The organism is Runella rosea, assembly GCF_003325355.1.
Lineage (GTDB): Bacteria > Bacteroidota > Bacteroidia > Cytophagales > Spirosomataceae > Runella > Runella rosea.
Genome location: NZ_CP030850.1, coordinates 3,028,835 through 3,040,967 on the forward strand (window position 1 = coordinate 3,028,835; position 12,133 = coordinate 3,040,967).

Annotated in this window: 8 protein-coding genes; all 8 read right to left on the reverse strand. The window is 46.8% G+C overall.

The window, feature by feature from the left end; all coding sequences use genetic code 11:
* Positions 1–46: 46 nt before the first annotated feature.
* On the reverse strand, positions 47–1,849 hold the full coding sequence (locus tag DR864_RS12680) for an FAD-dependent oxidoreductase (protein WP_114067332.1): 1,803 nt from the start codon (positions 1,847–1,849) through the stop codon (positions 47–49).
* A 1-nt stretch (position 1,850) separates the two neighbouring features.
* Entirely contained in the window at positions 1,851–2,885 is a 1,035-nt protein-coding gene (locus tag DR864_RS12685; protein WP_229599570.1) for a hypothetical protein, read from the reverse strand.
* A 210-nt stretch (positions 2,886–3,095) separates the two neighbouring features.
* The gene (locus DR864_RS12690) at positions 3,096–4,583 is read right to left on the reverse strand and encodes a RagB/SusD family nutrient uptake outer membrane protein (RefSeq protein ID WP_114067334.1); all 1,488 of its coding nucleotides are present in this window, start codon (positions 4,581–4,583) and stop codon (positions 3,096–3,098) included.
* Positions 4,584–4,609: 26 nt separating this feature from the next.
* A complete protein-coding gene (locus DR864_RS12695; protein ID WP_114067335.1) occupies positions 4,610–7,627 on the reverse strand; it encodes a SusC/RagA family TonB-linked outer membrane protein in 3,018 nt (1,005 codons plus the stop codon).
* Between the two features lie 408 nt (positions 7,628–8,035).
* The gene (locus DR864_RS12700) at positions 8,036–9,754 is read right to left on the reverse strand and encodes an alpha-L-fucosidase (protein ID WP_114067336.1); all 1,719 of its coding nucleotides are present in this window, start codon (positions 9,752–9,754) and stop codon (positions 8,036–8,038) included.
* Positions 9,755–9,769: 15 nt separating this feature from the next.
* Positions 9,770–11,005 (reverse strand): L-fucose:H+ symporter permease, encoded by a 1,236-nt coding sequence (gene fucP / locus DR864_RS12705; protein WP_229599571.1) that lies wholly within the window; start codon positions 11,003–11,005, stop codon positions 9,770–9,772.
* On the reverse strand, positions 11,002–11,358 hold the full coding sequence (locus DR864_RS12710; protein WP_114067338.1) for an L-rhamnose mutarotase: 357 nt from the start codon (positions 11,356–11,358) through the stop codon (positions 11,002–11,004). The genes fucP and DR864_RS12710 overlap by 4 nt, the downstream gene beginning before the upstream one ends.
* 5 nt (positions 11,359–11,363) lie before the next feature.
* A complete protein-coding gene (locus tag DR864_RS12715) occupies positions 11,364–12,128 on the reverse strand; it encodes an SDR family NAD(P)-dependent oxidoreductase (RefSeq protein ID WP_114067339.1) in 765 nt (254 codons plus the stop codon).
* Positions 12,129–12,133 lie beyond the last annotated feature (5 nt).

Consider the following 12,133-nt stretch of genomic DNA (forward strand, 5'->3'; position numbering starts at 1 on the left):
GGCAATGGTTAAAATTTAACGTTGAGCAAAGCAGTTTCTCTGCGTTTTAAGGTTTGCCGGGTGGTGTTTCGTCTTTAATGATTGCCATCAATTCGGGCAAGTATTCCTGATACACGCCGCGCGGAGAAGTGTTGTATTTTTTGGTCAGGTAAGCGGCAAAGCCCACCACTTCTCCCATCATGCCGCAGGTGCGCATCACCCGCGTACTCCCAAAAGCAACGTGCGTGGTGCTGATGTTACGCCCGGCCATGAAGAGGTTGCTGATGTTTTTGGAGTACAGACAACGGTACGGAATGGTATAAGGAGCCACTTTGATATGCTTTGTGCCCGCAAAAAACTCCTGTCCTTCAAAATACTTTTTGTTGCGCTCGTCTGGAAAATGCAGGTCGATGGTCCAAGTCGCGGTTACGGTGCCGTCTGGATATTGTTTGCCTTCCTGAATGTCCATCTGGGTCAGCACGTGGTCGCCCATCAACCGGCGCGATTCACGCTTGCCGCCGATGTAAGCCACCCATGCCAGTTCGCGCTTGGCGTATTTGGCCGCTTTGTTCTTTTTCAAATAGGACCAGTTGCCGTAAATGGCCCGTAGGTTGTGGTCGCGTATTTTTTCGGCGTCGGTAATGGTGTTAAAATTACCGAAACCCGTTTCCCATTGCCAGTCGGCTTTGGAGTCATCGATGTGGTATTCGTCGGAAAACTGTATCGCCCAAGGGGTTTCAGGAAACGAGGACACGGTATCACGCTCCAGCGAGGCCCAGAGGTTAGAGGTTCCTAAAGTAAAATTATCGGCTTTGTCGGCGGCCAACGATTCGCCGGTTTCGGCTTTGCTTTCGCGGCCCATTCTGAATTCCGCCCCTGCCAACTCGCCGATGGTGCCGTCGCCGGTGCAGTCAGAGAAAAACGTTCCCGTAAAGCGCGTTTCTTTATTGGTAGCAATGTCGCGACCAACAACCGCTACAATTTTATCCCCGTTTTTTTCCACTTTGTACACGTGCGTATTCAAAAACAGCGAGATATTTCGTTCTCCTTTCACAATGGCCGTTTTTCGGGCGTCGCCGTATTCTTTGGCGTCCGGGTTTCCGTTGCCGGGGTCACCGTTATCCATTTCACGTACAATTCGGCCGAGTTTTGGGTAATGATTTTTGTCGACATCGCCCATCAAATGCACTCGTATTTCGGAGCTGTTGTTTCCTCCCAATACTGGACGGTCCTGAATCAAAGCTACTTTTAAGCCCATGCGAGAAGCTGAGATGGCTGCGCAGGTTCCAGCAATACCACCGCCTATGACCACCAAATCAAAGTTATTGGCTTGGGTGGGCGCATCGGTCAGTTTCAGTTGCTGCTTACGAAAAGCCGTCATCGCGTCGAGTTTATCGGGCGGGATAAACGTAGGAGAATTTGTAAACAGAATCGCATCGCAGCGGCCATTGAAACCGGTCAAATCGTGCAATGCCACGCTCATTTGTTCGTTTTGGACCTCAATTTCACCGCCCGGATACCATTTCCACACGTCGGAGCCGCTTTCGCCGAACACTTGGTTGAGGGGTTTACCGTTCAGAACGACCTGAAATTTGCCCGGACCTTTCGGAAACGGTGCCCAATCTTTGGTGCGTACCCAAACTCGATATTTCCCTTTTTTGGGAAAGAGAATGGTCGTGGTGGCATCTTTTACCGGACGGCCCATACCATGCGCCATAAGGTACGACGAGCCCATGACCACAAACGATTGCTGGTCGATGACCCAGCCGCCTTTATCGGTGAAGGATTCCGTTTCCAGAAAAACATGATCCTGTGCCGATAGCTTCAGCGATATAAACAGTAAGAGGAGCGTTCGGAATAGCGGTTGCATATTACTTATTGTTTGGGTGGAGTGTTTGTTTAAATTTTACTATTTTCTTTTGTACAGTTTGATTTTTGGGCTGGCGCGCTTCCAACACCCGATAAATTTCAGCAGCAAAGTTTTCATTGGCTAGCTGATCGGCCAGAGTCAGCAGCGTTTGTTCCGACAGTTTTGGTTGAGTTGCCAATGCTTTCAGTAAAAGACTTCCTTGTTCCTGATTTGATTTGCCAATTTGTTGGGCCACCTGTTCTGCCATTGTATTGGTGAGCGGCAGCGTCGCCATCTTTTTCAGAATAACGAGCTGCAACGGATACCCTGCCGATTGGTAAGTTTCCCATAACCATTGCTGCCGGGCGTTGTCGGCAAAGAATGCCACATTGATTTTTTGCAGGGCAAAACGAGCGGTAAAGATGTTTCTTCCTCGAATGACCTGCTGCATATCCGACTGAAAATCAAGGGCAACAATACCCTCCGTATTCATTACCCGTTCCATTGCCCAATACTGATAATGGTGATTGTTGTCAGTCAGGAATCGGTGCAAAAGAGCCTCGTTTTTAAAGGTTTCGGTTATCCGCTGCATCTCCGTCACTACCTTTCCGTGGGCGATGTGCCAGAGCGTATAGCAGGTGTATACTGCTCCGTCGATCACTTCATTTTTGACGGTTTTGAGCGTGGCCCCCGCCTTGGCATCGACAGAATCGGCCAAGTTTTCGGTGCCTTTCCCGACCAGATCTTCCATCGAAACATCTTTCAAGAGCGAGTGAGTATTGGCCAGAATATCCTGTAATTTTTCGTAATCTTCAGGTTTAAACGGCTTGTGATCCATGCGGGTCAACACGGCCCCTTTCGGAAAATCAAAACGGGTATAATTGCCCAACAAATCCCAGTAAAAGTTAATGTACACGGGTTTGCACTCTCCTGTCAAACACACCGGTGTAAACAGGTTACTAAAATAATACAGCGGCTGCCCGCCCTCATCAAATGCCAGTTGCAGTGTGTATTCGGTGGTATCGTTGATGGTTACCGTGTATTCTTTCTTCTTCATTGGGGCCTGAGCAAAAACGGTGGTTGCTACCAATAGAAAAACACATAGAATACCGGCATTCCAGCAAGCTTTCTTCAAAAGCGCGCTGAACAAGAAGAGAAATTGTATGTGTTTAGGTTTCTGCACGATTGCTTCCAAGCGGTTTGCCAACGTCGGCGAGGGCTGGGCGCCCCCGTTTAAAACCTCGCCGACGTTTTTCGACGATGTATTTTACTTCCAAGCAGGATTTTGTTCCAATTTAGGATTGGCGTTGATTTCGTCCAGCGGAATTGGAAAATACTTGTTCTTAGCCGTCGGTGTACGCACTGGATAGACGTTGTTGACGGCTTTAGGGATCACACTCATAAATTTGTCGGTTCGGGTCAAATCATACCAGCGATCGCCTTCGGCAAAAAACTCCCACGAACGTTCCTGCAACACCGCATCAATGAAGGCATCTTTGCTCAGGCCCGCTTTCAAATCAGGGAGACCTGCCCGTTTACGAATCACATTTACAAATCCATACGCGGTGGCAGTGGCACCGTTCAGACGGGCTTCGGCTTCGGCCGCGATCAGGTACATATCCGGCAAGCGAAAAATGGGGATATTGGGAATCTGACCCACGATCGTATTAGGGTCTTGGTATTTTTTAATCAACACCCCCTGCGTGGTAACGGGCGTTATGCTTCGTTGAGGCACGGTTTTGCCGCTTCTGTCCACAAAAGTTGTGTCCAATAACTGACGTCTTTTATCCGCTGGATCAAAAGAATTAAAGAAGGTTTGGTAGGCAAACATCGACCCAAACGACGTCCGGGCATAGTCGGCACCAGCGTTGCCAGGAGGGCCGCAAAGGCCGGTCAATTGGTGCGTACGACCAGGCGAAATGGGAGCGACTTCAAAAGCCCACATGTTTTCGACCCGAGCCGCATCTTCTTTATCATAACGATACACATCGCGCACATCAGGCATAAGCGAATATTTACCCGAATTGATGACTTCCTGCGCTTTTTGCAGGGCTTTTTGCCAATCTTCATTGTACAAAGCCGCTTTGGCGTAGAGTGCATTCACTACTTCTTTGGAAGGCCGCCCTTTTTCAACAGCGGGGTATGAAAGCAAACCTGCCGCCGACGCCATATCCAAATCGCTATAAATTTGCTTATAAACATCCGCTTTGAGGCTTTTTCCAATCGTGGCTTCTACTTCTGAAGTACTTGGTTTTGTTTTAACAGGCACATCCCCAAAGTTTTTGGTGAGCGTCCAGTGATAAAACGCCCGCATAAAATACGCTTCTCCGATGATTTGCTTTTTGCGCGTTTCATCCATGATGGCAGCGGGTACTTTTTCAATAATCCAGTTCGCTTTTTCGATACCATCGTAGCTCGAAGCCCAGATTTGTTGGGGTGATTCGTTGGTGCGACCTGCCGTACGCTGCGTAGTATAATTGGCGTCGTATGCAAACAAGGTCAACGTATTGCGTCCCACCACCGCGCGCGGATAACACTGATCGGCGCTGAAATCCGACACGATCGTTAAAGCAGGACCGACCCCCATGTCACCAATGGGATCATAGACCGCCACAAGACCTTTTTCAGCATCTGCCGCCGTTTTATAAAAAGCCTCGGTATAAATAGACGAGTAAATGGTTTCTTCCAAATCACAACTTGTCGTGAGCACCAACAGGGCTGAGCACAAGCCAATGAGTTTATTATATCTTTTCATGTTAATTTTCTTTGAAGGGTTTTAGCTTAAAACGTTAACTGAATACCGCCCAAGAAGGACCGCGCCTGTGGATACACAAAGTTGTCTACCCCAATGACCGTATTTGAACCCGCAAAGGTGTTTACCTCAGGGTCGAATCCGCTGTAGTTGGTGACCGTAAACAGGTTGTTTCCTGAAACATACACGCGGATATTTTGCACGCCTTTGATGGCTGGAAGGGTATAGCCGAGGGTAATGTTTTTACAACGAACGTACGAGCCGTCTTCTACGTAATAGTTACTCACCGGCAAGCGTCCACCCTGCGCCGCACTTACGTACTGGTTGCTTGGGTTGGTCGGTGTCCAACGGTTTACTACACCTTTCAACAAATTGCGTTGTCCCAGCGGATTTTCAAACGAAAGACGGCTCAGGTTGTAGATATCATTTCCTTGGGAACCCGAAAGGAAAGCACTCAAGTCGAAGCCTTTGTAAGAAACATTGGTCGAAAAGCCGAAGATAAAATTAGGATTCGGGTTGCCAGTAATGGTTTGGTCGGCCGACGTAATGGTTCCGTCCCCATTCAGGTCTTTGATTTTATGTCCCCCCAAACGACCATCATAACCTGGCAAAATGGTTTCTCCCGTTTGGTTGATTCCGTCAAAAATGTACGATTTAATCAAGCCCAAAGGCTCACCCACTTTTAGAATCGTATAGCTTGTAATGAAACGTTCCTGCGTAGTTCCTCCGTCCAAATCAAGCACTTTGTTGCGATTGCGGGTCAAATTAGCCGAAACAGTCCATTTCAACGGGCCGTCTAAAATACGTGCATTGGCCGCAAACTCGATTCCTTTATTTTCCAATGAGGCGTAGTTTCCAGTAATGCTGCCATAACCCGACGAAAGCGGTAATGTTTTGATATACAATAAGTCTTTAGTTATTTTATCATATACATCTACAATCAGACTAAAGCGATTATTGAGCAAACTCACGTCCAGACCAATATTGGTTTGGGTTGATTTTTCCCAACGCAAATCAGGGTTGGCAATGCCCGTAGGATTGATACCCGTTACGTAGGCATTATTGAAAACATAATCACTACCCGTAGCGGCTACTGTACTCAGGGACTGATACGGTGAAATACCACCCGCATTTCCCGTAATCCCGTAGCTTGCCCGCAATTTAAGGTCAGACAACCACGAAATATTTTTCAAAAACGGCTCTTCGATCAAGCGCCATGCGGCTGAAACCGCAGGAAAAAAGCCGTATTTATTGTTAGCTCCAAAGCGGCTCGAACCGTCGACGCGCGCGGTCAAGTCCAAAAAATATTTGTCTTTGTAGCCGTAATTGACACGTCCCATGTACGAGTCCAAACGCTGTTTACTGCGACTGCTACTGACGGTGCGGTTAAGGGCCAATTGCACCGCTTCGTTTTGAGTAGCGTCGTTCGGGAAACCCGACGCGCTGATGGAGTTTGCATTGGAAAACTCTGCCTGTGAGGCAAATACGCCCGTAAACTTCAGGCTATGCGTCTCAGCAATGGTTTGAGCATAGGTCAAAATACTTTCGTGCAATAAGCCCAAAAAGTTGGAATTTGATTTGGAACCCGAACCCGAATTGTCGTTCAAATCTCTGACACTGATGATAGAGCGCGGTGAATAACGGTCGGCAATATTGTTCTGTAGATCAGCGTTGAACGACGCACGGTAGGTCAGGCCTTTCAGAATAGTGGCTTCGCCATACAGATTTACCAAGGTACGCTTCAAGGCTGTTTGGTTGAGTACCGAAGCAATTCCCAACGGATTGGTTACCTCGCGGTACCGTCCGTCTTCCTGCTCACCAAAAGGAAACACGCTTCCATCAGCACGATAAGGTTGTAAATTCGGTGGTGCGCCGATAGCCGCGCCCAAAATACTGCCCGTCACGACATCAGCATCTCCCTGACTCGTTGAACCCGTTTGTACGCCAGAATTGACCGAATAGCTTCCCAAAATACTGGTTCCCACTTTTACGCGATTACTGATTTTGTGGTCCAGATTTAGACGATAAGAATAGCGTTTAAAGTTGGAATTGATAATGATACCATCTTGATTAAAATAGTTGGCCGACATTGCCAATTGCGTTTTGTCGTTACCACCATTGATTGACAGTTGGTGGTTTTGAATCGGTGCCTGACGGAAAATAATGTTTTGCCAGTTGACACCTTCACCCAACGACGCCGGGTCTTTGTAATAGCTGTTTTTAAACACTTCGTTTTCCAATTGCGCAAATTCGGCGGCGTTGAGCGTCGGCAGGGTTTTAGATACTTTTTGAGTTCCATAATAACTGTCAAACGTCACTCGCGTTCCGCCGCTGCGACCTCGTTTGGTCGTAATCAGCACTACACCATTGGCGGCCCTTGCCCCGTAAATAGCTGAAGCAGAGGCATCTTTCAATACTTCCACGCTTTCAATATCGTTGGGATTGATGGTCGAAAGCGGACTAACGTCGTTAATTCCGCCGCCATTGGAAATCTGAATTCCGTCTACGACATATAAAGGTTCTGATGCACCGTTGATGGAGTTCGTTCCCCGAATCCTGACGCTTACGTTTCCACCCGGGGCACCTGAGTTTTGGTTGATTTGAATCCCTGAAACCCTCGCCTGCAAGCCCTGCGCCACGTTGGCTACGGGCGTTTGCACCAAATCAGATGCTTTCACCGAGGCAATCGACCCCGTTGTCTCAATTTTTCGCTGCGTACCATAACCTACCACCACGACCTCATTAAGTGCCTTGACATCGGCTTGGAGCGACACATCAATAACACTGCGGTTATTAACATCAATTTCTTGTTTTAAATACCCAATAAACGAGAAGACCAAGGTGGCTTTTGACGGCACACCGTTGAGTTGGTAGTTGCCATCACCATCTGAAACCGCCCCCTTCTGTGTGCCTTTTACTGTGACATTAACGCCCGGTAGAGAGGCTCCAGCACCATCGGCGACTTTACCCCTTATGTTCAGATCTTGGGCATACGCATTGGTCATAAAACCAAACGCCAGTAGCCATATTCGTAATTTTCCCAGCATTAGATTAGAGGTTTAAAATAAAAAATATACAATTTTTATGGATTTGAAAATCTGCATTGAAAAAGCCTTTACAAATGCTTTCAACAGGATTTTGAGGGAAATTAGGGGCGGTTTTTAAATAATCAACAGAAAAAATTGAATTTTACCTACAAAAACTATCGGGAAGTTTCCCGAAACTGATAACGATAGCAAGCATTATTTAAATAAGCAATTTTCTTTAGCAATTTCCTTTTTAAACTATAGTTTATATATTGAAAACATACTGAAAATTACTATTACAGGAATAATACAATTATATAATTAACACACTATACAAAAAAATCGCAGCGCTTTTACCAACTTGGTAAAAGCGCTGCGAAACGAATCAACAATTTGATCATTAACGGGCTTTACAGTATTTCTCCACGATCAAAACAACTGAAACTCCCTAACTCCTGCAAAACCGTAGGAATCTAAAATCACCAAACGAAACTTTTGGGCTGTTACGGGGCTAATATCTTTGCTCCAATTGCCCATTTTTTCATCCTGCGCCAGCGTCAGCCATTGCCCTTCTTTTTCATACTGAATTTCAAAGCGTTTGATTTGAGATTTCTGATAAACCAATTCGCTCACTTTAAGCTGCTTAACGGTTTGTTTTGTACCCAAATCTACTTCCAGCCAACCTTTGTTCTGAAATAAATTAAAAGCCGCTTCTGTCTGATAATGCACGTCTTTTCCATAATACGCCTCAAAATCTACGTCGGTACGCCGTCCCATTTTCCAAAAAGTAGCGGGGTTGTCGTCAACTGCGGCTGATGGATCGTGTAAAAACTGCCCCAACGCACTCGAAGCCGTCGCTTTTTTGCCGTAAGCCAATGAATTGGTGGTTGTAAAAGGGATAATTTGTCCCAACTGAGCAGCGGGTTTATCCAGCGTTAGCTCCACAATTGCCGCAATAGAATCACGCCCGTTTTGGGGTACTTTTAAAGTAATATCCGCCTTACTTTGTGTAAATGAAATAGCGTTTCCATTCAAAAAAGAGGCTTTTTTAATATTGGCAGCCATGGGTGGCAGCTTGATTTCGTCGTCGGTTTGATTCAACAAATGCAAATACAGTGTATTGCCTCGGTACGAACTCACGTAGTTTTTTGAGGGAGTATACACTCCTCCTTTGGTTTGGTAAACTGCTTCTGCGTTTTTGTTCAGCCAATTGCCCATCTCTGTTGCCCGTGCTACAAAGTTGGGTGGAAAAACGCCCGAACTGTCTGGACCGATGTTGAACAAAAGATTGCCGTTTCCACCTACGCAACGAAGCAATGTATGCAAAGATTCTTTCAAACTCCGGGGCGTATCGTTGAATCGCCACGCCCACTGATGACCCATGTTGGTGCAGGTTTCCCAAGGCACTGCGCCATAACCCGCCACAAAACCTTCGGGCGTAGCATAGTCGGCATACTGCCCTACCCGTGCGTGCGATTCGTCGGGATTGAAGGGTTCGAGCCGATTGTTGATGATGATTTCGGGCTGCAAAGTGCGCGCCAAATCAAACACTCTTTTGGGGTGAATCGGGCTGGGTGCCCCTTCGTAATCTATCCATAACAAACTGATTTTGCCGTAGTTCGTCAACAATTCGCGCACCTGTTGCTCCACTCGATTGGCAAAAACATCATTCGTTTTGGGGTTGCGACAATCGGGGTCTTTCCAGTCGGCCACCGAAAAATACCAGCCGATGGGCATCCCCGCTTCGTGGGCAGCTTGGGCAAGTTCTTTACAAACATCCCGCCCAAAAGGGCTATTCATGATGTTGTAGGACGTGGTTTTGGTATCAAAGAGGCAAAATCCGTCGTGGTGTTTTGAAGTCAAAACCAAATACTTCATTCCTCCCGCTTTGGCCAACTTTACCCATTCTTTGGCGTTGAATTGCTTAGGATTAAATCTCAAATACAACGAATCGTACTTGCTTTTACCATAGCCATTGCGCGACCAACTGATTTCTTTCCCAATCAACGAAACAGGCCCCCAGTGGATAAACAAGCCCATTTTGGCATCTTGCCACCACTTTAAGCGCTGCTCTTTTGAAATGTTTTTTTGAGAATTACCCTGAAAAGCAATCAGGACAAACAACAGAATGATAGATAATTTTTTCATTGAAATAGAGTTTAACTACTTGATAACATGGCCTTTCTGGGCGTAATAAAAAATGTAAGCGTAACACAAAATGGGTAAAACAAAGGCAAAGCGAATGCTGTACATATCAGAAACGAGCCCCATGAGCGGCGGGACAATGGCCCCACCTACAATGCTCATGATAATCAACGACGAACCCGTTTTGGTGTAAGCACCCAAATTTTTGATGCTCAACGTAAACAAAATGGGGTACATCACCGAGGTACAAAGCCCCACGATTGAAAGAGAGACAATCGAAACATAGCCGGTACTCAAAATTGCCACTGTCACCAACCCTATCGCCCCCAACGCACAGGCCATCAACATTTTGGAGGGGTTTACTTTTTGTAGAAAGTACGCCCCTGACAGCCGTCCGACCAAAACCAAAGCCATGAAAAGCGTGATAAAAAGAGCCGCTTTTTGCTCACTTAATTCATTTATTTCCAGGGATTTGGCATACCGGATTAAAAAACTGACGATCCCCACCTCTGCCCCTAAATAACAAAATACGCCCAGTGCTCCGAGAACAGTATGTTTAAATTTAAAAATGGCATTTAATCGAATATTCTGTTCACCTTCTTCTTGAATATCAGGTAGTTTAATAAAAAACAAAGCCACCCCCAGTATCACAAACAAGGCCCCCAAGCTCAGGTAAGGCATTTTGACCAATTGAGCTTCGGCATTGAGATAAGCCGACAATTGGCTTGGGTTGAACTGCTGAACGGTAGCTTCGGAAGTATCGGTGGCGTGAAGTAAAAACACCGCCCCAATGTAAGGGCCGAGGGTAGCACCCATAGAGCCTACCGCCGCCGCCAAACTGAGCCGACTTGACGCTTTTTCGGGGTCCCCCAAAATGGAGAGGTAGGGCGTAGCCGTCACTTCCAGAAAAGTAAAGCCTGCGGCCATGATGAACAAAGCCGTCAAAAAAAGTGGATAAAAGCGCGTTTCGGCGGCTGGAAAAAATATAAATGCCCCCACCGCCGCCATTAAAAGTCCCGTAATCATGCCTGCCCGATAGCCAAAGCGACGAATGTATTGACCCACGGGCAAGGCCAACAAAAAATACCCGCCAAAAAAAGCCGACTGCACCAATGATGACTGAAAATCCGTCAATTGACAGGCTCTTTTGAGGTGGGGAATGAGCACATCGTTGATATTTCGACTCAAATTCCAAATAAACATCAGGCTCATGACGACCAAAAGCGGTATCAGAAATGGGTTGCGGTTTTTCACTTCAGACAATCATTTAACATAAAAACAGGTTTCATTTCAGCCCAGTGTTCGTGGGGTTTGGCTTCGGCCAATCGTTGTTGGAATCCCTCCATAAAAGCCGCCCATTCGGCTTGCAGAGGCATTTTACCAATGGCTTCAAAAGCCGTATTTAGGTCAATACCTTCTTCGGTTTCGACAATCATAAACAGCCGGGTCCTGAGGCGATAAATTTGCATATCAACAATTCCGCCCGCTCTGATACCCTTCGGGATTTCGGGCCAAATGTGTTCGGGCTGGTGAAAATGTTCGTATTGGGCAATGAGTTCGTCGTTGTCCTTTAAATCGAGGGCTAAACAGGTTCTTTGCGTTTGCATGTCTTTTATTTTTTATATCCCAACTCCGCCCCTCCACTTACTGGCATGATACAGCCCGTTATGAACCGGGCAGCATCTGAAACCAAAAACACTGCCACATCCGCAATGACGTCGCCTTCCGGACAGTAGCCCAAGGCGTGAATGTTATCCAGATAATTTTCAATAGCCTCCGGATTAGTCTGTTGCGTTGCCCATTCTCGCAGCATAGGCGTCCATACGCCAGCGGGACAGATGGCGTTTACCCTAATGCCAAACGGTGCATAATCCAAGGCCATGGCTTTGGTCAAGGCACTCATGCCCCCTTTGGTAGCCACGTATGCCGCGTGGTTTTCCTGCCCAATGGTACCCACCATGCTACTGGTGTTTAAAATGCAACCTTTGGTCATTTTTAGGTAAGCGATGCCGTAACGGGTAGTCCAATACACACTTTTCAGGTTGACCGAAAACAGACTGTCCCATTCATTTTCGGTGGTTTGGTCGAGTGGTTTTGAGGGGTGGGCAATCCCAGCGTTGTTGTGAATGACGTCTATTTTACCAAATTGGGCCATGGCTTTTTCGATGGCCGATTTTACCGCAGTTTCCTGTTGAACATCCCCTACAAAACCGCCGTGTTCGTTCCCCAAACGGCCCATGAGTTGATTCAAAGACACTTCTTCTTTATCCATCACAAAAACGCGTGCGCCCGCTTTTGCATACGCATTAGCACAGGCTTCGCCAATGCCCGAAGCACCTCCCGTGAGAAAAATCACTTTATTGGTCAATAAGGTCATGTTTT

Coding starts and splice junctions, on each gene's coding strand:
- DR864_RS12680 (WP_114067332.1), bottom strand. CDS start 1,849: ATGCAACCGCTATTCCGAACGCTCCTCTTACTGTTTATATCGCTGAAG.
- DR864_RS12685 (WP_229599570.1), bottom strand. CDS start 2,885: ATGAAGAAGAAAGAATACACGGTAACCATCAACGATACCACCGAATAC.
- DR864_RS12690 (WP_114067334.1), bottom strand. CDS start 4,583: ATGAAAAGATATAATAAACTCATTGGCTTGTGCTCAGCCCTGTTGGTG.
- DR864_RS12695 (WP_114067335.1), bottom strand. CDS start 7,627: ATGCTGGGAAAATTACGAATATGGCTACTGGCGTTTGGTTTTATGACC.
- DR864_RS12700 (WP_114067336.1), bottom strand. CDS start 9,754: ATGAAAAAATTATCTATCATTCTGTTGTTTGTCCTGATTGCTTTTCAG.
- DR864_RS12710 (WP_114067338.1), bottom strand. CDS start 11,358: ATGCAAACGCAAAGAACCTGTTTAGCCCTCGATTTAAAGGACAACGAC.
- DR864_RS12715 (WP_114067339.1), bottom strand. CDS start 12,128: ATGACCTTATTGACCAATAAAGTGATTTTTCTCACGGGAGGTGCTTCG.